Source organism: Massilia eburnea (genome assembly GCF_050709955.1).
Classification (GTDB): Bacteria; Pseudomonadota; Gammaproteobacteria; order Burkholderiales; family Burkholderiaceae_D; genus Rugamonas; species Rugamonas eburnea_A.
In genome coordinates, this window is sequence record NZ_JBNZFX010000023.1 from 24,554 (window position 1) to 47,943 (window position 23,390).

A 23,390-nucleotide genomic window follows, 5' to 3' on the forward strand; every position below is an offset into this window, starting at 1 on the left:
GCGCGCAAAAGGGCAGGGGCGTCAGGTCACGAAGCGATGCAGGGCGGCGCTTGCCGCTGAGGGATCAGGTAGCGTGGAGAGGAGAACCGTGCCGGCACCGCTGGCAGGCGCGCCAGCAGGTAGGCGACAGCGAGGAAGAGCGCCAGCAAGGCCGGCGGAGTACCCGGCAGGTCGGCCGGGAAGTGGCTCGCCATCTGGCAGGCCACGCAGTCATCGAGCTGGTCGGCCAGGTCGTGGCTGTGCGAAGACGCTGCCAATACCTGCAATGCGAATACGATCGCGCACAGCGCAAGCATCCAGCGCCACAGGCGTTTGCCTTGGTGCGATGAACGGAGCTGCTGCGTGGAAGGAGTTTGCATGGGCAGCGAGTATAGCATCGCTTTTGCCGCCCGTGCGTGAGGTGCGCCTAGTCCTTGAATGCCGGCGCGCGCTTGGCCATGCTGGACATCATGGCTTCCTGCAGGTCGGCCGACATCAGCATGGCCGCGTTCCAGGTCGCGTTGTAATTGAGGCCGTCGGCGATCGAGTGGTCGCGCGCGTAGGTGATCATTTCCTTGACGCCGCGCCACGGCCAGCGGGGGCCTTGGATGCGATGTCGGCGGCAATCGCCCGCACGCCATCGCGCAGCGCTTGCGGTGATTCAAACACGCGGTTCACCAGGCGGATTTCCCTGGCTTCCGCCGCATCCACCTTGCGCGCGGTGTAAGCCAGTTCGCGCGCCATGCCTTCGCCGATCAGGCGCGGCAAGCGCTGCAAGGTGCCTACGTCGGCCGTCATGCCGATATCGATTTCCTTGATCGAGAACCAGGCGTCCGCCGAGCAGTAGCGCATGTCGGCGCAGGTGACGAGGTCGATGCCGCCGCCCACGCAGGCGCCGTGCACCGCCGCCAGCACCGGCTTGCGGCAGCGTTCCAGGCTGGTCAGGGTGTCTTGCAGATCGAGGATGATGCGGCGCAGCGCTTCGCGCATGCGGCCGTCGCAGTCGTCCTGGATCTGCTGGCCCAGGCCCATCATCATCTGCAGGTCGATGCCCGCCGTGAAGGCCTTGCCTTCGCCTTCCAGCACGGCGACGCGGATCCCGGGCGTGTCGTCCACATAGCGGAAGGCGCTGCGGATGTCGTGCCACATCTGCAGGTTCATGGCGTTCATCTTCTCCGGCCGGTTCAGGCGCACGGTGGCGATGTGGGCCTCGACGCTGATGGTGACCGTTTCCAGCACTGGAATGCTCATGGGGCGCTCCGGCTTATTGGTCAGCGCCGTGGCACTTCTTGTACTTCTTGCCGCTGCCGCATGGGCAGTCGTCGTTGCGGCCGACTTTCGGTTCTTCGTGCTTGACGGTGGTCACGCCGGTCTTGCGGCGCGGCACCCACCATTTGTGGATGGCCGGCAGGTTGGCTTCGATGTCCAGCGCCAGTTGGTGCGCTTTTACCGGGTCTTCCACTTCCGCCAGTTCTTCCGGCTTGATCTCGTCGGCACCCAGCAGGTAGATCGGGCGCATCAGCGGCGCGGCTTCGGAATCCCAGATCTCGTCCCAGGAACCTTCGCGCAGTTCCATGCCTTCCCAAAAGCCCCAGCACCAGGCTTCGGCGTTCAGCAGGGCCTTGCCTTCGTGCTCGTGCTCGACGAACAGCGGTTCGAACTCTTTCGGCGCCACTTCAAAGGTCACCAGCACTTCGTTCATGAAGCGGGTGATCAGGTTGTAGATGCGCTCTTCCTGTTTAGGGTTCTTGAACTTCGGGCCATCCTTGCGGTCTTCGCCCCAGATGCTCGGCAGCCATTCGGCCGGGGTGATCGGCTCCGGGCCGATGGCGATGGCGGTCAGGAAGCCATGCAGGTGGTCCATCGTCATGGAATCCTCCGGGCTCTGGTCGCCCAGCAGGAAGTTGTCGAGTTCGTCGAATTCTTTGTCGGTCAATGGCTGGTCGAGTTGCATGGCTTGGCGCTTTATATATTGGGTCGAAGGGCGACAGTATACGCCCTGGCCCTTACAATAGCGAGAATGACGCATCCTTTCATAGATCTGAGCCCGGACCGGGTACTCGACGCCCTGGCCTCCATCGGCCTGTATGGCGATGGCCGCCTGCTGGCGTTGAATTCCTACGAAAACCGGGTCTACCAGGTGGGCATGGAGGAGGGGCCGCCGGTGGTGGCCAAGTTTTACCGCCCCGGGCGCTGGACCGACCAGCAGATCCTGGAGGAACACGCCTTCGTGCAGGAGCTGCAGGAGCGCGAGGTGCCGGCCGTGCCGGCGCTGGAGCGCGATGGCCGCACCCTGCATGAATTCGAGGGTTTCCGTTTTGCCGTCTTCCCGCGCCATGGCGGGCGGGCGCCGGAGATGGACGACCCCAAGGTGCTCGAATGGACCGGCCGCTTTATCGGCCGCATCCACGCGGCCGGCGCCGCGCGGCCGTTCACCACCCGTCCCACGCTGGACCTTGCTTCCTTCGGTGAAGAGCCGCGTGACTGGCTGCTGGCCAACGATTTCCTGCCGCCGGAACTGGTAACGCCCTGGCGCTCGGTGGTCGACCAGGCGCTGGACGGCGTCCGGCGCTGTTATCAGCGGGCAGGGCAGGTGGAATTGATCCGCCTGCACGGGGATTGTCATGGCGGCAATGTTTTATGGACCGACGCCGGTCCGCATTTCGTCGACTTCGACGATGCCCGCATGGGGCCCGCCGTGCAAGACCTGTGGATGATGCTGTCCGGCGAACGCAGCGACATGGTGCGCCAGATGGGCGATATCCTGGCCGGCTACGAAGACATGCGCGAATTCGACCCGCGCCAGCTGTACCTGGTAGAAGCGCTGCGTACCTTGCGCCTGATTCATTACTCGGCCTGGCTGGCCCGCCGCTGGGACGACCCTGCCTTCCCGGTGGCATTTCCCTGGTTTAATACCCAGCGCTATTGGCAAGACCGCATCCTCGAACTGCGCGAGCAGATCGCGCTGATGGACGAACCGCCGCTCTGGCCGGTTTGATGCAATGGCCCGGGAGCAGCGGATTCGCGCCAGCTTGATTGCTGGCTAGTTGAAAAACTTGTTCTTCAACAGGTTGATGCCTTGCTGCAGCAGCTCGTTCTGAGGCACGTTGCCGTCCGGGGTAAGGTGATCGACGATCTGAGGCAGTAGCTGTGCCAGGCCGGCCGACGCATGTTCCGGTGCCAGGCCCGCCTGGGCTGCAAGCGCATGCACCTGGTCCGGGCCCAGGGCGTCGGCGATCTGGTCGCCCGATACCGGCTGGTTTTCGCCGGTCCCGACCCAGGACGCAACCTGGTCGGAAAGACCGCCGGATTTCATTTTTTCAAGAATCGCGGGAAGGCCGCCATTCGCTTCAATCATCTGTATCAGGCCGCCCAGCAAGGCGCCTTGCGGCACCGCATCCTGCTTTTGCGCGCCGAGCGCTCCCGTCACCTGTCCCACCAACTGATCCAGTATTCCCATCGCATCCTCCGGGTAAAGTACAGAATATTGTTTAAATTGAAACTTTGTGATGTCCCCAGGTGAGTTGTTGCAAGGGGCACGCTTTTTAGTCTACTCCTGATCGCGGGTCTGCCAAGCAGATTGCAGCTGGCATCCCACTTGGCGTATGCTGGGATTGGACAAGGCGAGAATTGGCGGGCTTTTCCCAGCCTCTTCGTGCGCTTCGCCGCCCGTGGACTCATCGATAATGGCAACATCACCCTCAAAGCCAAGCGAGATCCTCATGCAAGCACAATTGCCGCCAACTACCGACACGGTCGCCCACGAGCGTGCTGAGCATGAGAAGGCCGAGATGAAGGCGATCACCGAGGCCATCGCCCGCGTCGAAGCCGAGGCCAAGGCGCAATGTGCGGCCGAATCGCGCGCCGTGGCCGAGGCCCGCGCCCGCGCCTTGGCGGAGGACCGCGCCGCCCTGGAATCGGCGGCCGCCGCCGCAGCGGTACAGAACGCCGAAGCCACCGAAGAAGCCATCAAAGTCAACAAGGAACGCCTGGAAACCCTGCGCGCCGCCGCTTCCGCCAGCGTGGCCCGCCTGGAAGCAGTCAAGCAGGAAACCGCCGAATTGCGTGCCCGCGTCGATGCCGACATCCAGGTGCGCCTGGCCGCCGAACAGCGCGCAAAGGCCGAGGAAGAAAGCCGCCGCCGCGCCGCCGAACAGGTGGTGGAAGAAGCCAAGCTGACCGAACTGGCCAGCAAGGCCGCCGAAGACTTGGCGGTTCAGGCCGAGCACGCCCGCTTGCAAGCCGTGGAACGCGCTGCCGCCGTGCAGGCCGCCCACGACGAAGTAGTGGGCGTGGCTTCCGCCGATGCCCGCATGACCACGATTGCGCGCGAGCGCGAGCGCCAGGCCCACGCCGCGCGCCTGACCGCCGAACAATTGGCCAATACTGAATCCGAAGCGCTGGAGGCGACCCGCCAGCGCGAGCGCGCCGACCAGGTTGCGCTGGAAGCCGCCTTCAAGCGCGCCACCGCCGAAGTGCGCGCGCTGGAAGAAGCCCGCGCCCTGGCCCACCTGGAGCAGGAGCGCGAACAGATCGCGCTGGCCAAGGCCGAATCCGATCGCAGCGCTGCCCAGTCGCTGCACCTGCGCCTGCAGACTGAAAAGGAAATCCGCGACGCCGCGCTGCACCGTGAACGCGTCGAAGCCATGGCCGCCGACGCTGCCCAGGCGCGCCGCGACGCTGACCTGCAGATCATGGCCGCCACCGAGCGCCGCGTGGAAACCGACCGCCAACTGCACGCCATCGCCATGGCCCGCGTTGAAGCGGAGCAGCAAGCCGATTTCGAAACCCGTGCCCGCCTGGACGTGGAAGCCCTGACGCTGGAGCAGGCCAAGCTGCGTGAACGGGCCGAGCAGGCCGCCGCCGAGCAGGCCCGCATCGAGGCCGAAGAACACCAGCGCGCCGCCGCCATCGCCGCCGAGCGCCAGCAGTTGTCAGCGCGCTCCGCCAGAGTGGCCGCCGAGCAGGCTTCGGCCGAAAAGATCGAACGCGATGCCGTGGCTGTCCAGCTGGCCGCCGCCGAGGAAGCCAATGCGCTGGCCCAGGAAAAAGCCGCCGCCGCCGTGCGCCTGGCCGATGCCGAGCGTGCCCGTGCCGAAGCCGAGCAGGCGGCGCTGGATGCCATCAATGCCCGCCTGGCGGAAGCCGAACGTGGCCGCGCTGAAGCAGAGCAGGCCGCGCAGGCCGCCATGAACGAGCGTATCGCCGCCGAAGAAGTGGCCACTGCCGCTGCCAAGGCGCGTGTCGATGCCGAACGTGCCGGCGCCGTCGAAGCGCGCCGCAAGGCCGCTGCCGACGCCCGCCTGCAGGTGGCGGCCGAACAGGAAGCGGCTGCCGTGCGCGCGATGGCCGAGCAGGTCGAATACGATGCCGCCAACAAGGCCGCCGCCGCGGAAGCTGCCGCTGCCCAGGCGCGCCTGGCGGGCGAACTGGTGAAGGCGCAGGCCGCGCGTACCAAGGCCGAGCAGGCTCGCGTTGCGGCCGAGGAGTCGCTGCTCAAGTCCGAGCTGGAATTCGTCGCCAAGGAACGTGAAACCCTGGCCCTGATCGACCAGAAGCTGGTGCAGCAGCGTGCGGCCAATGCGGCCGAAGCGCGCGCGGCAAAGGCGATCGAGGTACGCGTGGAGCTGGAGAAGAAAGCCGCCGCAGCCGCCAAGGCGCGGGCGGATGCCGAGGAAGAGCTGGCGGAAGTTGCACGCCAGCGGGAGGCGGCGGAAGTGGCCGCCAACGAGGCGGAATGGGCCAAGCTGGCGGAGCAGAAGACCCTGGTCGATACCGTTCATGCCCATGCAGAGTTGCAGCGCCGCGTGACCGCGACGACTGCGGCGATGGTGGAGTCGAAGAAGAAGCTGCTGGAACAGGAATCGCGCCGCCAGCACGCGGCGCAGAATATGCTGAGTGCGATGGAAGACAAGGCGGCGCATCCGGCCGACGAGCATTCGGAGACGATGGCACGCGATGTGATCGGGCGGCTGAAGGAAACCGCCGGCGCCGTCTGGCGCGGCCGCTAACAGTTTGCGGGCGTGTCAGGCCCTAGGGCCTGACACAGGTTTACCGGTTCAAGGCTGAACGCTCACCGACTCGACAAAGTACTGCGTATCTCCGAAGCACGAAGTCGGAATCCCTTTATGCTGCGCATAATGCAGCACCACCCGCTTGCCGGCCGCCGCCGCGATCTGCGACGCGACCACATCATCCTGCACGGTAAATTCAAACTTCTCCGGAATCGCCCCCGGCATCGAAGTCAGCAGAATCTCGCCCTCCCAAGTCTTGCAAATCCAGCCGCGCTTGGAAAACTTCTGCAAATACCCGGCGCGTTCGCCCTCCGAATACGAATAGCTCAACGCCACCCACACATACGCCGCAAACAGCAGCGCCACGGCGGCCAGCAGGCCGCCAACAATCACCAACACACGGCTCATTCAGACTCCTGGGGATTCAATTTCTTATATTTGAGGGAAGACCACAGCGAAACACCGATAAACGCCACCCCGGACAGGCCTGTGAACCACTCCGGAATGTGATACTTCACGCTGGCGAACATGATCAGCGCCAGGATGCCGATCGCATAATGCGCACCGTGCTCGAGGTAAATGAACTCGTCCAGCGTGCCCTTGTGCACCAGGTACACCGTCAACGAACGCACGTACATGGCGCCGATCGCCAGGCCCAGCATGATGATGACCACGTCGCTGGTGATGGCAAACGCGCCAATCACGCCGTCGAAGGAGAACGACGCATCCAGCACTTCCAGGTAGAGGAAGCCGCCGATCGAGCCGCCGGCCACCGCCTTGCCGACTTCGCCATGGCCTTCTTCTTCCAGCAAGCTGCTGATCCAGCCCACGCCAACGTAGATGGCGGTGCCGATCACGCCGGAGTACAGCACGGTGTAGCGCTTGGCTTCGGGCACCATCTGCACGCACAGCACCACGGCAACCAGGGTCAGCAGTACGGCCAGGCTCTCGGTGCCGTATTTGCCGACTTTTTCCTCAAACCAGTGGATCCAGTGCACGTCCTTTTCTTCATCGAACAGGAAATTCAGGAAAACCAGCAGCAGGAAAGCGCCGCCAAAGGCTGCCACTTCCTCATGCACGCCCAGCAGGTGACGCGAATATTCTTCCGGCGTCTTGAGCGCCATGTCCCACACCGAGATCATGTCCAGCCCCCGTCGCCGCCGCCACGATGGCCAGCGGGAAGACCAGGCGCATGCCGAACACGGCCACGAGAATACCGACCGTCAGGAACAGTTTCTGCCAGAACGCGTTCCAGTTTTTGAGGACCGAGGCGTTGACCACGGCATTATCAAACGAGAGGGAGACTTCCATCACCCCCAGCACACCGGTAATCCAGAGCGCCGTCAGCGCCGCGGAAACGCCGCCATGGTTATAGCCCCACCAGCCGGCCAGCCCCATCAAAATGATGGTGACAATAATCGAAATCCTGAAATGCTTCATTTTTTGCTTGCTATTAATATTGTTAGTGCGCCGATTATAATGGGGGATTGCACCTTAGGACGCTATAAATGGATCTCGCTTACCTGCTGACGCCTGTTTTGACCTGGATTACTGTCGGTCCGATCAAATTCCTGATTAACAGTATCAAAGCCCGCAAATGGGCATTTAACCTGGTCGGGAATGGCGGTTTCCCATCCAACCACAGTGCCGTGGTTTCCAGCATGGCCACCCTGATCGCCCCTGCGCGAAGGCATCGGCCACCCGGCCTTCGGCGTCGCCGTCGCGCTGTGCTTCATCGTGGTTATCGACGCCAACAGCCTGCGCCAGCACGTCGGCCGCCAGGCAGCGGCGATCAACCGCCTGGCCAAGGATGCCACGGACCATAAATGGCTGCGCGAACGCATGGGCCATACCGTGATCGAAATCACCGGCGGCTTGGCCACCGGCATCGCGATCGGCCATATCGTTTTCGCCCTGTTTCCTCGCTAAGCAATAAGCAATTCCTCCATGGATTGCTACACTAATGTAGCAATCCAGTCCTGCCGTTCAGTCACCATTTTTGCGGTTCATCCGCGAATCCTGCAGTCCAGCCCTAAAAACCGGCATTCTGGCCCCCGGTGAATTGACACTCTCCCTCGGTAAAAGGATACTTTTGCACGCTGCAGAAGTATGCATTCAATATTCAAATAAGCCGTCCACCAAACTGGAGATTCACATGTTGCGTAAAACCCTATTAGCTCTCGCCGTTGCATCCGCGCTGGTCGCTTGCGGCAAGTCCGACAAAGCGCCTGAAGCCGGCAAGGCCAGCGCTTCGGCGACTGCCGACGCGAAAGGCAAGGGCGATGAGAAGAAGCTGGCAACGCTGCAGGTTGCATCTGAAGATCTGGTGACGGTGGAAAGCAATGCCCTGTCCTCCGGCCCGGTGGTTACCGGCTCGATCCAGCCTGAACGCAAGGCCGACCTGCGCGCCGAAGTGGGCGCCGTGGTCATGCAAGTGCTGAAAGAGAACGGCGAAGCGGTCAAGAAAGGCGACCTGCTGGTGCGCCTGGACGATACTTCGCTGCGCGACGCACTGAACTCGGCCCAGGAAGCGGTGCGTGCTTCGACCCAGTCGATGGACCAGGCCGAACGCGTGCTGGTGCGCCAGAAAACCCTGAAAGCGTCCGGCATGGTGTCCCTCGCAGGTGCTGGAAGACGCTGAAGTGCGCCCGCAATAATGCGCAGTCCGACCTGTCGGCCGCCAAGGCGCGCCTGGTTGCCGCCAACCAGCAGCTGACCCGCACCCTGGTGCGCGCCCCGTTCGACGGCATCGTCTCCCGAACGCAAAGTCTCGGCCGGCGACACCGCGCAGATCGGTAAGGAACTGGTAAAAGTGGTCGACCCGGCCTCGATGCGCTTTGAAGGCCGCGTGTCCGCCGACTCGGTGGGTGTGGTCAAGGCAGGGCAGGGCGTGGTGTTCGCCATCAACGGTTATCCGGGCCAGAACTTCCTGGGCAAGGTCAAGCGCGTTGACCCGGCTGCCAACCCGGTGACCCGCCAGGTTGAAGTGCTGGTCGATTTCGCCGACAAGAACCTGCCGCGCGTCGCCGGCCTGTTCGCCGAAGGCCGCATCGAAGCGGAAACCACCTCGGCCCTGATGGTGCCGGAATCGGCCCTGGTCAAGCAAGGCGACACCACCTACGTCTGGAAGATCAAGGATAAGGCCCTGGCCAAAGCCCAGTTGCAGATGGGCGCCCGCGACGCGCGCAGCGGCAACTGGCAGGTGCAGACCGGCCTGACGAAGGGCGACATCGTGATGCGCACCCCGGCTTCCGGCTTCCGCGACGGCCAGAAGGTCGACCTGCAGATGAACAAGGCGGTTGCTTCCGCCTCTGTGCCAGCCGATGCCGTCAAGGGCAACTAAAGTAATGCAGGGAAACCGGGGAAACTAAACCATGTTCCTTTCCAATTTCAGTATCAAGCGCCCCGTCGCCATGATCGTGCTGATCGTGGCGATGTATGGCCATGGGGCCTGCTGGCCTTGTCCAAGCTGCGCGTCAACCAGAATCCGGACGTCGAGATTCCGCTGTTGATCGTCAACATTCCCTATCCTGGCGCTTCGCCGGAAACGGTGGAACGCGAGGTGGTCAACCGCCTTGAAAAATCGCTGCAGTCGATCGCCGGCGTGACCGACCTGTACTCGACCTCGCGCGAGGGCAGCGCCACCATCGAAATGCGCTTCACGTTCCAGAAGAACCTGATCGAAGCGTCGGACGAGGTGCGCAACGCCATTGCCGCGGTGCGTTACAAGCTGCCGACCGAGATGCGCGAGCCGATGATCCAGCGGATCGACACCTCGGCCGACCCGATCATGCAGATGTCGCTGTCGTCCAAGACCCAGTCGCACGCCGTGCTGTCGCGTATTGCGGAGGACAAGCTGGCTGACCGCTACCGCGCGCTGGACGGCGTGGCCGTGGTCAACGTCAACGGCTCGCTGCGGCGCGAACTGTCGGTGCTGCTGCGCGCCGACAAGCTGCGCGAGTTCAACGTCTCGGTGGCCGAAGTGGCCAACGCGGTGCGCATGCAGAACACCAATGCCCCGGTGGGCAAGGTGCGCGGCGACCTGGAAGAGAAGGCGATCCGCCTGGTGGGCCGTATCGAACGTCCGGAAGAATTCAAGGACGTCGTGGTCAAGCGTAATGGCGACCAGCTGATCCGCCTGGGCCAGGTGGCGACCATTGAAGACGGCTTTGCCGAAATCAATAACGTCAGCCTGCGTTCCGGCAAGCCGAACGTCGGCCTGGCCGTGATCCGTGCCCGCGACGCGTCCACCGTGTCGGTGGCCAAGGCCGTGCGCCAGCTGACCGACGACATCAACAAGGAATTCAAGGAAGAAGGCCAGGGCACCTCGCTGGAAGTGACCCGCGACGGCGGCGAAGACGCGCAGGATTCCCTGAACAACGTGATCGAGGCGCTGGTGTTCGGCGCCGTGCTGACCATCTTCGTGGTGTACGCCTTCCTGAATTCCTGGCGTTCCACCCTGATTACCGCCTTGTCGCTGCCGACTTCGGTGGTGGCGGCCTTCATCGCGGTCTGGCTGTGCGGCTTCACGCTGAACTTCATGACCCTGCTCGGCCTGTCGCTGGCGATCGGCGTGCTGATCGACGATGCGATCGTGGTGCGTGAAAACATCGTGCGCCACATGCAGAACGGCTCCGACCGCCGCACCGCAGCGCTGGAAGGCACGGCCGAAATCGGCCTGGCCGTGGCTGCGACGACCTTCTCCATCATGGCGGTGTTCATCCCGGTCGCCTTCATGGGCGGCATGCCGGGCGAGTGGTTCCGTCCGTTCGCACTGACCGTGACCTGCTCGGTGGCCGTGTCGCTGTTCATTTCCTTCACGCTGGACCCGATGCTGTCGGCCTTCTGGGGCGACCCGCCGGACCACCACAACGCGCCGAAGAAGGGCATCGGCAAGGTGCTGGACAAGTTCAACCACTGGTTCGATCACCAGGCCGACCGTTACGGCAAGGTGATCGCCTGGGCGCTGCATCACCGCCGCTGGATGGCCGTGATTGCGGGTGGCAACCTTCGTTGGCGCGCTGGCCCTGCAAGGCACCCTTGGCGGCTCCAGCTTCCTGCCCAAGGTGGACTTCGGCACCATCGCGATCGAAGTGCGCACGCCTTCTTCGTCCAGCCTGGAGTACACCAGGACCAAGATGGACAAGGCAGCCCAGATCGCCCACTCCATCAAAGAAGTGAAGGCGACCAGCACCTACGTCAACCTGTCGGGCGGCCGGATCTGGGTCGATATCGGCAAGCGCAGCGAGCGCAAGCGCGACGCGACCGAAATCGGCGTCGAGCTGCGCCAGAAGCTGGCCGGCCTGGTTGGCGGCGAGTTCGTGGTGCTTGAAGACATCAACAACGGCGCCCGCAAGCCGGTGCAGATCGACTTTGTCGGCCCGGATTCGCGCAAGCTGATGGAGATCACCAACCAGTACATGGAGAAGCTGCGCCAGGTGAAAGGTGCGGTCGATGTCGGCCTGTCCGAGCAGGATCCGAAGGACGAGCTGCAGATTGAACTGAACCGCGGCCTGGCCAACTCGATGGGCATTTCCGCCGGCGATGCAGCACAGTCGCTGCGCGTGGCCTTCGCCGGTATCGAAGTGGGCGACTGGGTCGACCCGACCGGCGAAACCCGCGACGTGGCCGTTGCGCCTGCATCCGGAAGATCGCGTCAGCCCCGACAATATCGAGCGCCTGCCGATCGCCGTCAGCGGCACCAACCAGATGGTGCCGCTCGACCAGATCGCCAAGATCACCATGGGCAAGGGCCCGGCCACCATCCGCCACAAGAACGGCAAGCGCATGGTGTCGGTCTCGGCCAACGTGGGAAGGGCGCTCGAACGGTGAAGTGATCGAGGGAAGCGCGCAAGCTGGCCAAGCAGATGGACTACCCGCCAGGCTTCGGCATGGACGTGGGCGGCTCCGGCAAGGACCAGGCGGAAGTGTTCGGCGCAATGGGTATCGCCCTGGTGTCCGGCATCGGCCTGATGTACCTGGTGCTGGTGATGCAGTTCGGCTCCTTCACGGCGCCGGGCGCGGTGATGCTGTCCCTGCCGCTGTCGCTGATCGGCGTGGTGGTGGGCCTGCTGCTGACCGGCGGCACCTTGAACCTGATGAGCTTTATCGGGGTCATCATGCTGATGGGCCTGGTGGCCAAGAACGCCATCCTGCTGCTCGACGCCGCGCGCAAGCGTGAGGAAGAGGGCTTTGGGCGCGAAGACGCGCTGATGTATGCCGGCCGCATGCGTTTGCGTCCGATCCTGATGACGACCTTCGCGCTGATCGCCGGCATGATGCCGGTGGCGATCGGCATGGTGCGAGGGTGGTGAGTTCTACCGTCCGATGGCCGTGGCCATCATCGGCGGCACCATCACCTCGACCCTGCTGACGCTGCTGGTGGTGCCGACCTTCTACGACAGCATCGAGATCACCCGTGACAGCATGGTCGCCAAGTTCAAGCTGCGCGAAGCACGCTGGAATACCGCGGTGGCCTTCTTGCTGACCTTTGTGGAAGCGATCCTGGCGCTGATCTTCGTGCGCCTGGTGTACCGCCTGCTCAAGAAACTGTTCGGCCTGGCCACCGGCCGTGGCCGCCAGCCAAACATCGCCTGATCCCTGTTTGGCAGGTGCAAGGAAGGGCCCGCGGGCCCTTTTTTGATACTTCACAAATTAACAAAAAGTTAATCAATGTTTCTATCTAACTTTAGTGTCAAGCGCCCGGTCGCGATGATCGTGCTGATCGTCGCGATGATGGCGATGGGCTTGCTGGCCCTGTCCAAATTGCGCGTGAACCAGAATCCGGATGTCGAAATCCCGATGCTGTTCATTAACATCCCGTATCCCGGCGCTTCGCCGGAAACGGTGGAGCGCGAAGTGGTCAATCGCCTGGAAAAATCGCTGCAGTCGATTGCCGGCGTGACCCAGATCGAGTCCGATTCCCGCGAGGGTGTTGCCACCTTCGAGATCGAGTTCTCGTTCGACAAGAACCTGATCGAAGCCTCGGACGAGGTGCGCAATGCCATCGCCTCGGTGCGCTACAAGCTGCCGACCGAGATGCGCGAACCGATGATCCAGCGTATCGACACCAGCCAGGAACCGGTGATGCAGCTGTCGCTGTCCTCCAAGACCCAGTCGCACGCCATGATTTCGCGCGTGGCCGAAGACAAGCTGGCCGACCGCTATCGCGGGGTGGATGGCGTGGCGGTGGTCAACGTCAACGGCGCGCTGCGGCGCGAACTGTCGGTGCTGCTGCGCGCCGACAAGCTGCGCGAATTCAATGTGTCGGTGGCCGAAGTGGCACAGGCGCTGCGCATGCAGAACACCAATGCGCCGGTCGGCAAGGTACGCGGCGACCTGGAAGAGAAGGCGATCCGCCTGGTGGGCCGCATCGAGCGTCCGGAAGAATTCAAGGACGTGGTGGTCAAGCGCAGCGGCGACCAGCTGGTGCGCCTGGGCCAGTTGGCCACCATTGAAGACGGCTTTGCCGAAATCAATAACGTGAGCCTGCGCTCCAACAAGGATAACGTCGGTCTGAGCATCGTGCGTGCGCGCGACGCCTCGGCTGTTTCGGTGGCCAAGAAAATCCGCGCGCTGACCGAGGAAATCAACAAGGAGCTGGACGCGGAAGGGCTGGGCACCAAGCTGGAAGTCACGCGCGACGGCGGCGAACAGGCCCAGCGTTCGCTGAATAATGTGATCGAAGCGCTGGTGTTCGGCGCGGTGCTGACCATCTTCGTGGTGTACGCCTTCCTGAATTCCTGGCGTTCCACCCTGATTACCGCGTTGTCGCTGCCGACCTCCGTGATCGCTGCCTTTATCGCGGTCTGGCTGTGCGGCTTCACGTTGAACTTCATGACCCTGCCTCGGCCTGTCGCTGGCGATTGGCGTGCTGATCGACGATGCCATCGTGGTGCGTGAAAACATCGTGCGCCATATGCAGAACGGCTCCGACCGCCGCAGCGCGGCCCTGAACGGCACGGCGGAAATCGGCCTGGCAGTGGCTGCCACCACCTTCTCGATCATGGCGGTGTTTATCCCGGTCGCCTTCATGTCGGGCATGGCCGGCCAGTGGTTCCGCCCATTCGCATTGACCGTGACCTGCTCGGTAGCGGTGTCGCTGTTCATTTCGTTCACGCTGGACCCGATGCTGTCGGCCTTCTGGGGTGACCCGCCGGGCCATCACGATGCGCCGAAAAAGGGCATCGGCAAGGCGCTGGACAATTTCAACCACTGGTTCGACCACCAGGCCGACCGCTACGGCAAGGTGATCGCGTGGGCGCTGCACCACCGCCGCTGGATGGCCGTGATTGCCTTTGCTTCCTTGGTCGGCGCTATCGCGCTGCAGGCGACAATGGGCGGCACCAGCTTCCTGCCGAAGCAGGACATCGGCATGATCAAGGTCGAAGTGCGGACCCCGTCTTCGTCCAGCCTGGCCTACACCCGCAGCAAGATGTCCAAGGTGTCCGAGATCGCGCTGGGCGTGAAAGACGTGAAGGCCACTAATGTCTATGTCAACCTGTCCGGCGGCTCGGTCTATGTCGACATCGGCAAGCGCAGCGAGCGCAAGCGCAATGCGCAGAATATCGGCAGCGAACTGCGCCAGAAGCTGGCCGGCATGGTGGGTGGCGAATTCACCGTGATCGACGACTTCTCCAATAATGGCCGCAAGCCGGTGCAGATCGACTTCATCGGCCCCGATTCGCGCAAGCTGATGGAGATCACCAGCCAGTTCATGGACAAGCTGCGCCAGGTGCCCGGTGCGGTGGACGTGGGCCTGTCCGAGCAAGACCCGAAGGCCGAGCTGCAAATTGAACTGAACCGCGGCCTGGCCAATTCGATGGGCATTTCCGCCGGCGACGCGGCGCAATCGCTGCGCGTGGCCTTCGCCGGTATCGAAGTGGGCGACTGGGTCGATCCGACCGGCGAAACCCGCGACGTGGCCGTACGCCTGCATCCGCTGGACCGTCTCAGCCTGGAAAACATCGAGCGCCTGCCGATCAGCGTGCCGGGCACCGGCCAGATGGTGCCGCTGGACCAGATCGCCCACATCACCATGGGCAAGGGACCGGCTGCCATCCGCCACTTGAACGGCATGCGGACCATCTCGGTCAGCGCCAACGTGGAAGGCCGTTCGGCCGGTGAAGTCAACAAGGATGCCCAGAAGATCGCCAAGGAAATGAGCTATCCGCCGGGCTTCGGCATGGACGTCGGCGGCGCCGGTAAGGACCAGAACGAGGTATTCGGCGCCATGGGTATTGCGCTGCTGTCGGGTATCGGCCTGATGTACCTGGTGCTGGTGATGCAGTTCGGCTCGTTCACTGCGCCGGGCGCCGTGATGCTGTCGCTGCCGCTGTCCCTGATCGGCGTGGTGGTGGGGCTGCTGCTCACGGGCAGTACCCTGAACCTGATGTCGCTGATCGGGGTGATCATGCTGATGGGCCTGGTCGCCAAGAACGCCATCCTGCTGCTCGATGCCGCCCGCAAGCAGGAAGAAGAGGGCGTCGGCCGCGAGGAAGCGCTGATGAATGCCGGCCGCATGCGCCTGCGCCCGATCCTGATGACGACTTTTGCCCTGATCGCCGGCATGATGCCGGTGGCCATCGGCTGGGGCGACGGCGGCCAGTTCTATGCGCCGATGGCGGTCGCGATCATTGGCGGCACCATCACTTCGACCGTGCTGACCCTGCTGGTTGTGCCGACCTTCTACGACAGTATCGAGATTGCCAAGGACCGCATGATCGCCAAGTTCCACCGCCGCGACGAACGCTGGGGCTCTGCGCTGGCCTTTGTGCTGACTTTCATGGAAGCAATTCTGACCCTGATCTTCGTCCGCTTGGCATTCCGCCTGGTCATGAAACTGGTCTGGCTTGTAACTGGAAAGCGACAATCGGTCACGGCCTGATTCAAGCTTTTCACTGGAAAAAGGGCCTTCGGGCCCTACTTTGTTAAACTATTTTCAATTAAAAAGCACCGTCGTACGGTTTTAGTGTAGACTGCGGTGCCCTTGTGCATTTTATAAATGCGCAAGGTTATACATATATCAATAACGAACAGCCGAGACCTACCTTGAACCCAAAATACCTCTCCCTGATGGTTGCTGCAGCCCTGTCGGCTGCTGCAATGAACGCTAACGCATCCGGTTACCGCTTCGGTTCCCAGTCCGTGTCCGGCCAAGGCACTGCGGACTCGAATACCGCTGAAGCCGCCGACGCTTCCACCATTTTCGCCAATCCAGCTGGCCTGTCCCGTCTGGAAGGTACCCAGATTTCCGGCGGCATCACCGCCGTTGTACCGCACTCGACCTACGACGACGAAGGCTCGAAGCGTTTCGCCAACATCGGCTCGACCGGCGGCGCAGCGCACCAGGACGACTACGCGCCAAACGCGGTGGCTGCTCCTTCCCTGTACATCTCCCATAAGCTGAACGACCAGTGGGCCGTCGGCTTCGGCACCTTCGTTCCTTACGGCGCGAAGCTGGACTATGACAACAACTGGGCCGGCCGCTACGCGCTGACCAGCATCGACCTGAAGTCGGTCACCCTGAACCCATCCGTGTCCTTCAAGCTGAACGAGCAACACTCCTTCGGCTTCGGTATCGATGCCGAGTTCATGAAGGCCAAGCTGGGCCAAGGCGTTGACGTGCCAGGCTCCATCATGTTCCTGGGCGCGAACGCCGCCACCAACCCTGCGATTGCAGTGCGCCGTGCGGCCCTGCTGCAAGCGATCGTTGCCAGCGGTGGCAACCCAGCAGCCCTGGCAGCTGCCAAAGACGGCCACGCCACCATGGACGGCAAGGATTGGGGCGTAGGCTTCAACCTGGGCTACATGTTCAGCCTGACCAAGGACACCCGCTTCGGCCTGTCCTACCGTTCGTCGATCCATCACAAGCTGAAGGGCGACGCAGTATGGGACTTCTCCACCGTGACCACCGATCCAAAGGTGAACGCAGTGCTGCAAGCTTCCTCGCGCAAGACCAACTCGCCTGCGCTGGTTGACATCAAGACCCCGGAAACCCTGTCGGCCAACGTGTTCTCCCAAGTTGACGACAAGCTGGCTGTGATGGCTGACCTGACCTGGTCCCGTCATTCCCGCATGGAAGACCTGCACATCCAGTTCGTCGGCACCGGCGAAGGCGATGAAGTGATCCGCCAGCAATGGAAAAACACCATGCGCGCATCGCTGGGCATGAATTACAAACTGAGCGACGCATGGCTGCTGCGTGCCGGTGTGGCAATCGACGAGTCCCCAGTGGACAAGGCATCCCTGCGCCACCCAGCACTGCCTGATTCGGACCGCAAGCAGATCTCCTTCGGTGCAAACTGGAAGGTAACTGCTAACTCGTCGATCGACCTGGCATACAGCTACCTGAAATTTGACGACGCGTCGTCCACCTACCAAAACCAGTGCAGCACCCTGGCACCTGCCGGCGCCGCCTCCTGCACCGGCAACGGCGAGACCACCGTCGGCACCTGGCGCACCCACATGTCGCTGGTTGGCGTGGCGTACAACTACAAGTTCTAATCCTCCCTGGATGAACCGAGAAGCCGGCGCTAGCGCCGGCTTTTTTTTATTGGCGCAAGTCGGGCATCAATGTGAATTCGCTACTGAAAAAATTGCTGGTAGGCGTTCTTGTTTCAAGCGCGATGACTGCGAGCCAAGCACATGAAGCAAGTACTCGCTGGTTTTTGCGTGTGGAGAACTTGAGACATGAGGTTAAAGTTCACGCCACGATAAGGTTTACGGCGGAGTCGGCATCCGAATCCTGCATGAGCGGGAAATGGAGGCGCATCGTTGTTGAAGAAGAGGCTGCCTACGATGAAGAGTTCTTCCCATTGAAGGAGCCGCTAGCTTATCAATTGGACCGCAATCAACTCACGGTCGGCCGAACAGCGATATGTGATGGATATCTGCTCTTATCCGGAAAGTTAGAGGCGTCAAGAATCGACGGAACCTTCGACGCCGTAGATATGTTAGGTGGCCAAAAGCTGGGATTCTTCACGTTGACGCGAGTTGAGTAACGTAAGTGGCCGCGCCGGGATGATTCAGCTCTTGGCGTTCAAGATCCTGCTTAGGGGCAGAATTTGAAGATCCAGAGAAGTCAAAACCTGTTTTTGAAAGCGATAGTTGCGCTTATCTGCCTGCTAGTCGTGGTCGGTCCATTCGTGTTTACGCGGCCATCATTTCAAGAGCAGCAGGTGGAATGCGTCTCTACGTGTAACCGCAATCGCCAGCCTGGACGGTTGGTGCGACAAGACCTGCCGGCCTCCTCAAAACCATCTTCACAAAAATTTGATTGCGTTTGCGGCGGTTGAATGCAACGGATATCGCATCAACGCTGCGATGCATCGCTATCAAAATGGAGCATGTGTTCTACATGCACCTTGATCTCTCCATTCAGGCTGGCCAGTTCGGAACGCAAGTCGCGCGCCGATTCGTCACCGATACCTTTTACAGTAATACAGTGGTCGTAGCAGCCGCCGCGACGCGAGATCACCCATTTCTCGATTTGTGCGTTGGCGTTTTTCAGCGTCGATTCCAGTTGGCCGGCAACGGGTTCATTCGTCCCAAGCGAGAGATGGAATGTATGGGTCATGCGGAATTGGTTGCGCCATGCGCTGATGTCGAGGGACGGAGCGTGGGAGGTATGCGTTGTCATGGTTTCTCCTGAGAGCTTGGCCCGATTCGGAGCAAACCATGTCGCGCCCGCTTCGTTGCCGTTAATAGGCCGCATCGCCGTGATGGCTTCCACCTTGCCCGGGAGAGGCAGGTTGGCGTCGGATAAACCGACTCTTGATGCTGAATAGTTGATAACAAACTCGTTGAACGAATTTCGTTATACAGAACATGTGTTCAATATAGCGGAATTTTTTGGAGTCAGCAACAGATCATTCAAATGGTGAATAAATTGTCAATGGTTACGCGGGTAGTGCATACCTCTCAAACAAGGATGATGCTGGCGAAGAAGGCAAGCGGCGCGGCACACGCAATCGCCGCGATCTCCAGTAGTCGTTTTCCTGGCCTTGGCCTCGCCATCCTGCAATACCCGATGAAGCCGAGCAGTGCGGCGGCACCTGACAGTGCAGTGCTAACAGCGGCACAAAAGGAGAACAGCAGGAATATTCCAGTTCCGCAGACAAAGCCCCCGTTACTTGCGCGCTCTTGCGCCCACTGGGTGAACAACCAATTCTGGTAAAGGAGATAGGCAAACGGCACCAGGGACGTGGCACCGAATGCCAGCGACCAGAATCTGAACGACTTGATTTTCGCGGGCACGGTGATTTAGCAATCCGCTGGAAGTACCGCAGTCGACCACGGCGAAATGACGCTCCAGCCGAGGCGGGTATAGAGCGCCCGGCCATCCTCGGTTGCCACCAGAAGCCGCTCGTTGATGCCGGCTTGCTTGGCGATGGAGTCCAGGGATTGCATGACCACACTGCCAAGGCCGCGGCGTCGATGGGTTTCTGCCGTTTCGATTTGGTCGAATATGGCGGTCTGGCCGTGCAGCACAATGCGTCCAGAAGCGGCCAAGTCTCCGCTGTCGTGAATCACTTTGACGACGTGCGCGCCGTGCTGGTTTTCGAAAGAGGTTTGATATCCCTGGGGCATCGCCACATTATTTAGTGCTTGTGCGGGTCCCAGCATGAGGTAGCCGGGACTTTCAATGTGCCAGCGCGCTGGCAGTGCTTGCCGCAAGACTTGGGGCTCAACTGCCGCTTTGAGGAAAATGAATGGATCGCGTATGCGGTCGGCGCAGGCCTGTAGCGCTTGTCCTGCATCGAGAAATACGTGGCGCCGCAGCTGTTCCGGCTTGCCGACTTCAACAACCAGGCCACCATCCAGTGAGTGTGGCAGCGGCACCCCGCGCGACAAACTCCAGCCCGTGAGCCAGCGCTCGACAAGTGCAATATCTACAGTCTTCAATCCGCGTTCTCCGTTACCACCGCAAAGCGGGTGATGTTTTTACCAATGTTGCACCCGAGTGTAGCAGGGGTAATCGGGTTCTGCATTTGTAGTGCAATTACATCATATTGCACGCAATGTAGTTGAGTTAACCATAGCTAAAGTGCAGAATAAATTCGCTACCAAGTAGCAAAAATACATAAATCAAGAATAGGGAGACATTAATGAATGTTCGCCGTGCCCTCCGGGTGGCGACGCTGGGTTGCGCCTTGTTGGGCAGCCCGGTCGTCGAAGCCGCCATCAATGCCAGCAACCTTGGCGCCGCCTACGACGCCACCAAATCCAGCATCAACTTCAAGATTTACTCCAGCCGCGCCACGCGTATCGACCTGTACCTGTACAGCGCCGCCACCGGCCAGCAGGAAAAAGTCAGCTTGCCGATGACATTGGGCACCGGTGGCGTCTGGAGCCTGAACGTCACTAGCAGCCAGTTGGCCCAGCTACGGCATCACCGGCACGGTCTACTACGGCTATCGCGCCTGGGGAGCTAACTGGCCGTACAGCGCTGCATGGACCAAGGGCTCGTCGACGGGCTTCATTACCGATGTCGACGCCAGCGGCAACCGCTTCAACCCCAATAAACTGCTGACCGACCCGTACGCGCTGGAGATCAGCCACGATCCGACCACCGCCGCCATGAGCAATGGCACGATCTACGCCAGTGGCGCCCTGTACCGCAATATCGATAGCGGAAGCAGCGCGCCGAAAGGCATCGTGCTGCAGGGCGATACCCAGTCGATCGGTACCAAGCCGACTCGCGCCTTCAAGGACGACATCGTGTACGAAGCCCACGTGCGCGGACTGACCAGGAGCGACAGCGGCATTCCTGCCGCCTATCGCGGTACCTACAAAGGGCGCCGGCCTGAAAGCGCCGTACCTGGCCAGCCTGGGAGTGACCGCGGGTCGAATTTCCTGCCGGTGCAGGAGACTCAGAACGACAACCAACGATGCCGATCCGAACTCCAACACGGGCGACAACTATTGGGGCTATATGACCCTGAACTACTTCGCCCCTGATCGCCGCTACAGCTACGACAAGACAGCCGGCGGCCCGACCCGCGAGTTCAAGGAAATGGTGAAAGCCTTCCACGACAACGGCATCAAGGTGTAGCATCGACGTGGTCTACAACCACACGGGCGAGGGCGGCCAGTGGACTGCCGGCCGACAAGACCACCTACAACATCTATGGCATGCGCGGGCTGGATAATCCGACCCTACTACTCGCTGACCAGTGATTTCCAGAACTCCTGGGACAACACCGGCGTGGGCGGCAACTAACAACACCCGCAACACGGTAGCGCAAAACCTGATCGTCGACTCGCTGGCTCATTGGCGCGACAGGCTGGGCGTGTGGACGGCTTCCGCTACGACCTGGCCTCGGTGCTGGGCAACACCTGCCAGCACGGCTGCTTCAACTTCGACAAAACGGACAGTGGCAATGCCTTGAACCGCATTGCGGCGGAATTGGCGCCACGCGCGGCGGCGGGCGGCAGCGGTGTTGACCATATCCGCCGAACCCTGGGCGATCGGCGGCAACTCCTACCAGGTCGGCGGCTTCCCGGCTGGCTGGGCGGAATGGAACGGCATGTACCGCGATGCGATCCGCCAGGATCAGAACAAAATGGGGCAGGCGGCAATCACGCCGGGCATGCTGGCAACCCGTTTTGCGGGCTCCAGCGATCTGTATGGCGATGATGGCCGCAAGCCGTGGCATTCGGTGAACTTCGTCACCGCCCACGGATGGCTTCACGCTCAAGGACCTGTATGGCTGCAATGCTAAGAACAACAGCCAGGCCTGGGCCTTACGGTCCAAGTGACGGAGGTGAGGACAACAACAATAGCTGGGACCAGGGCGGCGTAGCGAGCGAGCAGCGCAAGGCTGCGCGCAACGGGATGGCGCTGATGCTGTTGTCGGGCGGTGTGCCGATGATGGTGGGTGGCGACGAATCGCTGCGCAGCATTCAACTGCAACAACAATCCCTATAACCTGGACTCCGTCGCCACCTGGCAGAACTGGAGCTGGACGTCGGACCAGTCCAGCTTCCAGGCGTTCACCAAAGGGCTGACAGCTTTCCGTAAGGCGCACCCTGCGTTGCGGCCCGCGAATTTCTATTCATCGACAGACGGCAACGGCAATGTGATGGAGCAACTGCGCTGGTTCAAGCCGGATGGTGCGGTGGCCGATGCGGCCTACTTCAACGACAGCAATAATCACGCGATTGCCTGGCGCATCGACGGCAGCGAGTTTGGCGACAGCGCCTCCGCCATCTACGTCGCCTACAACGGCTGGAGCGGCAATGTGAACTTCACTCTGCCATGGCCAGGCACCGGCAAGAGCTGGTACCGCGTGACCGACAGCTGCACCTGGGCCGAAGGCGCAGGCCAGGTGCGCACGCCTGGCGCGGAAGACTTCATTGGCGGCGAGAATTACGCCTACAGCGTGTGCGGCCGCGGCTTGCTGCTGCTGATCGCGAAATAGAACCAAATGTCCACTTTGGGGTCAGGAACCAAAGTGGACATTCTGCCCGCCCTCAGTACATTGGGCGCCGGTCGCGCTGACGTATCCTTCTGGTCGATCCGGTCTGGGGCGGTGGCGGGGCGGCTGGCCGGCGCCGGAAGTGCCCTGCGTGCCGCTTGTGCCGCTGGGTGCCCGGTGTCGCGGCCGGTGGCGGGCGGAAGCGTCGTATCCGGCGGCGGCGTCACAGTGTCGGCTGGCGGTGTGGTTGGCGTGATGGGTGCCGGCGTGACCGGAGGCGGCGTAGGTGCTGTGGTTTCGGGCGCGGTTACCGGGGCAGGCACCGTGTCTTCCGTGCGGCTTTTGCAGCCGGCGACGCCGGCGGCCAGGGCTGCGCCCAGCAACAGGGCGCCCTGCTTTGCTCATGGTGTTCATCTTGAAATTCCTTTCATTTGGCAGCCAGCACCCGCAGCAAGGCCGGTACTTCGGCTGCAATTTCACGCGCCAGGTAGCCCAGCGGGCCGCAACGCAGCGCCAGTTGTTCGCCGGCGGCCGCGTGCAGCACTACGCCCCAGGCCGCAGCCTGTTCCAGCGAAGCGCCGCGAGCCAGCAGCCCCGGCGATGATGCCAGCCAGGGTGTCCCCTGATCCGGGAGATGGCCAGGCCGGCATTGCCGCCCTGGTGTTGCCACAGTTTGGCCGTCCGGCGTCCGCCAGCACCGTAGTCGCGCCTTTCAGCGCAACCACGGCATTCCAGCGGTCGGCGGCGGTTTGTGCTGCGCCATGTGGTTCCTGTTCGATATTGCTGCGCACGCCGCCTGTCAGGCGCGCCAGCTCGCCGGCGGGGGGGTGTCAGCAGCACAGGTGTGGAAAAACGGAAGTGCTCCCAATCGACTGCTTCGTCCAGCAGGTGCGGTTCACCGCGTGGATGAACCGCACACATGGCAGTGGCGTCGAGCACAGATGGGGATGGTACTGAAGCGTTGCAGCAAGTGGTG

Annotated in this window: 21 protein-coding genes, 5 pseudogenes and 1 riboswitch; of the genes and pseudogenes, 14 read left to right on the top strand and 12 right to left on the bottom strand. The window is 62.0% G+C overall.

Going from position 1 to position 23,390, the window contains the following annotated elements; translation table 11 throughout:
• Positions 1-26: 26 nt before the first annotated feature.
• Genes ACQ4MM_RS12485 through ACQ4MM_RS12500 form a run of 4 tightly spaced genes read right to left on the bottom strand, consistent with a single transcriptional unit; the run spans position 27 to position 1,933 of the window.
• A complete protein-coding gene (locus tag ACQ4MM_RS12485) occupies positions 27-359 on the bottom strand; it encodes a hypothetical protein (RefSeq protein ID WP_431477666.1) in 333 nt (110 codons plus the stop codon).
• A gap of 47 nt (positions 360-406) precedes the next feature.
• Complete coding sequence (locus ACQ4MM_RS12490; RefSeq protein WP_431477667.1) at positions 407-550, bottom strand: hypothetical protein; 144 nt, start codon at positions 548-550, stop codon at positions 407-409.
• Positions 547-1,230, bottom strand: a complete 684-nt coding sequence (locus ACQ4MM_RS12495; protein WP_431477668.1) for a crotonase/enoyl-CoA hydratase family protein — start codon at positions 1,228-1,230, stop codon at positions 547-549. Before ACQ4MM_RS12495 ends, ACQ4MM_RS12490 begins: the two co-directional genes overlap by 4 nt.
• A 13-nt stretch (positions 1,231-1,243) precedes the next feature.
• Positions 1,244-1,933 carry a UPF0149 family protein gene (locus tag ACQ4MM_RS12500; RefSeq protein WP_431477669.1) on the bottom strand — a complete coding sequence of 230 codons (690 nt, stop codon included), beginning with the start codon at positions 1,931-1,933 and terminating at the stop codon, positions 1,244-1,246.
• A gap of 66 nt (positions 1,934-1,999) precedes the next feature.
• On the opposite strand from ACQ4MM_RS12500, the gene ACQ4MM_RS12505 reads away from it, so the two are divergent.
• Complete coding sequence (locus ACQ4MM_RS12505; protein ID WP_431477670.1) at positions 2,000-2,977, top strand: serine/threonine protein kinase; 978 nt, start codon at positions 2,000-2,002, stop codon at positions 2,975-2,977.
• 45 nt (positions 2,978-3,022) lie between these two features.
• On the opposite strand, the gene ACQ4MM_RS12510 is transcribed toward ACQ4MM_RS12505, so the two are convergent.
• Positions 3,023-3,439 (bottom strand): YidB family protein, encoded by a 417-nt coding sequence (locus ACQ4MM_RS12510; protein WP_431477671.1) that lies wholly within the window; start codon positions 3,437-3,439, stop codon positions 3,023-3,025.
• A 262-nt stretch (positions 3,440-3,701) separates the two neighbouring features.
• Here ACQ4MM_RS12510 and ACQ4MM_RS12515 point away from each other — a divergent pair, with 262 nt between their 5' ends.
• Entirely contained in the window at positions 3,702-5,990 is a 2,289-nt protein-coding gene (locus ACQ4MM_RS12515) for a hypothetical protein (protein WP_431477672.1), read from the top strand.
• Positions 5,991-6,038: 48 nt separating this feature from the next.
• On the opposite strand, the gene ACQ4MM_RS12520 is transcribed toward ACQ4MM_RS12515, so the two are convergent.
• Both ACQ4MM_RS12520 and ACQ4MM_RS12525 read right to left on the bottom strand, forming a co-directional pair.
• Positions 6,039-6,401 (bottom strand): hypothetical protein, encoded by a 363-nt coding sequence (locus ACQ4MM_RS12520; RefSeq protein ID WP_431477673.1) that lies wholly within the window; start codon positions 6,399-6,401, stop codon positions 6,039-6,041.
• A pseudogene (locus tag ACQ4MM_RS12525) lies at positions 6,398-7,433 on the bottom strand (DUF475 domain-containing protein). Before ACQ4MM_RS12525 ends, ACQ4MM_RS12520 begins: the two are co-directional and overlap by 4 nt.
• A gap of 68 nt (positions 7,434-7,501) precedes the next feature.
• Here ACQ4MM_RS12525 and ACQ4MM_RS12530 point away from each other — a divergent pair.
• The 7 genes and pseudogenes from ACQ4MM_RS12530 to ACQ4MM_RS12560 all read left to right on the top strand — a co-directional run bounded on the left by ACQ4MM_RS12530 (position 7,502) and on the right by ACQ4MM_RS12560 (position 17,995).
• Positions 7,502-7,922: pseudogene (locus ACQ4MM_RS12530) on the top strand (divergent PAP2 family protein).
• A gap of 226 nt (positions 7,923-8,148) precedes the next feature.
• Entirely contained in the window at positions 8,149-8,634 is a 486-nt protein-coding gene (locus ACQ4MM_RS12535; protein ID WP_431477674.1) for a biotin/lipoyl-binding protein, read from the top strand.
• Positions 8,635-8,763: 129 nt separating this feature from the next.
• Positions 8,764-9,336, top strand: a pseudogene (locus tag ACQ4MM_RS12540) (efflux RND transporter periplasmic adaptor subunit); the annotation flags it as partial.
• 31 nt (positions 9,337-9,367) lie between these two features.
• Positions 9,368-12,590: pseudogene (locus ACQ4MM_RS12545) on the top strand (efflux RND transporter permease subunit).
• A gap of 75 nt (positions 12,591-12,665) precedes the next feature.
• Positions 12,666-15,879, top strand: a pseudogene (locus ACQ4MM_RS12550) (efflux RND transporter permease subunit).
• Positions 15,880-16,043: 164 nt separating this feature from the next.
• Positions 16,044-17,498, top strand: a complete 1,455-nt coding sequence (locus ACQ4MM_RS12555) for an OmpP1/FadL family transporter (protein ID WP_431477675.1) — start codon at positions 16,044-16,046, stop codon at positions 17,496-17,498.
• Positions 17,499-17,569: 71 nt separating this feature from the next.
• Positions 17,570-17,995 carry a hypothetical protein gene (locus tag ACQ4MM_RS12560; RefSeq protein ID WP_431477676.1) on the top strand — a complete coding sequence of 142 codons (426 nt, stop codon included), beginning with the start codon at positions 17,570-17,572 and terminating at the stop codon, positions 17,993-17,995.
• Between the two features lie 311 nt (positions 17,996-18,306).
• Here ACQ4MM_RS12560 and ACQ4MM_RS12565 read toward each other — a convergent pair whose 3' ends face one another.
• From ACQ4MM_RS12565 to ACQ4MM_RS12575, 3 genes are all read right to left on the bottom strand, one after another.
• A complete protein-coding gene (locus ACQ4MM_RS12565) occupies positions 18,307-18,633 on the bottom strand; it encodes a hypothetical protein (RefSeq protein ID WP_431477677.1) in 327 nt (108 codons plus the stop codon).
• Positions 18,634-18,674: 41 nt separating this feature from the next.
• Positions 18,675-18,779: riboswitch (SAM-I-IV-variant riboswitch) on the bottom strand.
• A 135-nt stretch (positions 18,780-18,914) separates the two neighbouring features.
• Positions 18,915-19,250, bottom strand: coding sequence for a hypothetical protein (locus tag ACQ4MM_RS12570; RefSeq protein ID WP_431477678.1), 336 nt, complete (start codon positions 19,248-19,250; stop codon positions 18,915-18,917).
• 6 nt (positions 19,251-19,256) lie between these two features.
• Entirely contained in the window at positions 19,257-19,898 is a 642-nt protein-coding gene (locus tag ACQ4MM_RS12575) for a GNAT family N-acetyltransferase (protein ID WP_431477679.1), read from the bottom strand.
• Positions 19,899-20,101: 203 nt separating this feature from the next.
• Between ACQ4MM_RS12575 and ACQ4MM_RS12580 the strand changes: the two genes are divergently transcribed.
• Both ACQ4MM_RS12580 and ACQ4MM_RS12585 read left to right on the top strand, forming a co-directional pair.
• Positions 20,102-20,428: a hypothetical protein gene (locus tag ACQ4MM_RS12580; protein WP_431477680.1), complete on the top strand. Its 327-nt coding sequence runs from the start codon at positions 20,102-20,104 to the stop codon at positions 20,426-20,428.
• A 145-nt stretch (positions 20,429-20,573) separates the two neighbouring features.
• Positions 20,574-20,954 (top strand): hypothetical protein, encoded by a 381-nt coding sequence (locus ACQ4MM_RS12585; RefSeq protein WP_431477681.1) that lies wholly within the window; start codon positions 20,574-20,576, stop codon positions 20,952-20,954.
• 310 nt (positions 20,955-21,264) lie between these two features.
• Here the strand turns inward: ACQ4MM_RS12585 and ACQ4MM_RS12590 are convergent, their stop codons facing one another.
• The gene (locus tag ACQ4MM_RS12590; protein WP_431477682.1) at positions 21,265-21,444 is read right to left on the bottom strand and encodes a hypothetical protein; all 180 of its coding nucleotides are present in this window, start codon (positions 21,442-21,444) and stop codon (positions 21,265-21,267) included.
• Between ACQ4MM_RS12590 and ACQ4MM_RS12595 the strand changes: the two genes are divergently transcribed.
• The 3 genes from ACQ4MM_RS12595 to ACQ4MM_RS12605 are packed head-to-tail and all read left to right on the top strand — an operon-like array spanning position 21,434 to position 22,417.
• On the top strand, positions 21,434-21,718 hold the full coding sequence (locus ACQ4MM_RS12595) for a hypothetical protein (RefSeq protein ID WP_431477683.1): 285 nt from the start codon (positions 21,434-21,436) through the stop codon (positions 21,716-21,718). The two genes, ACQ4MM_RS12590 and ACQ4MM_RS12595, sit on opposite strands and share 11 nt — an antisense overlap.
• Positions 21,712-21,924: a hypothetical protein gene (locus ACQ4MM_RS12600; protein WP_431477684.1), complete on the top strand. Its 213-nt coding sequence runs from the start codon at positions 21,712-21,714 to the stop codon at positions 21,922-21,924. Before ACQ4MM_RS12595 ends, ACQ4MM_RS12600 begins: the two co-directional genes overlap by 7 nt.
• Positions 21,875-22,417, top strand: coding sequence for a hypothetical protein (locus tag ACQ4MM_RS12605; protein ID WP_431477685.1), 543 nt, complete (start codon positions 21,875-21,877; stop codon positions 22,415-22,417). The genes ACQ4MM_RS12600 and ACQ4MM_RS12605 overlap by 50 nt, the downstream gene beginning before the upstream one ends.
• Positions 22,418-22,890: 473 nt before the next feature.
• On the opposite strand, the gene ACQ4MM_RS12610 is transcribed toward ACQ4MM_RS12605, so the two are convergent.
• Positions 22,891-23,205 (bottom strand): NAD(P)H-hydrate dehydratase, encoded by a 315-nt coding sequence (locus ACQ4MM_RS12610; RefSeq protein WP_431477686.1) that lies wholly within the window; start codon positions 23,203-23,205, stop codon positions 22,891-22,893.
• Between the last annotated feature and the right edge of the window lie 185 nt (positions 23,206-23,390).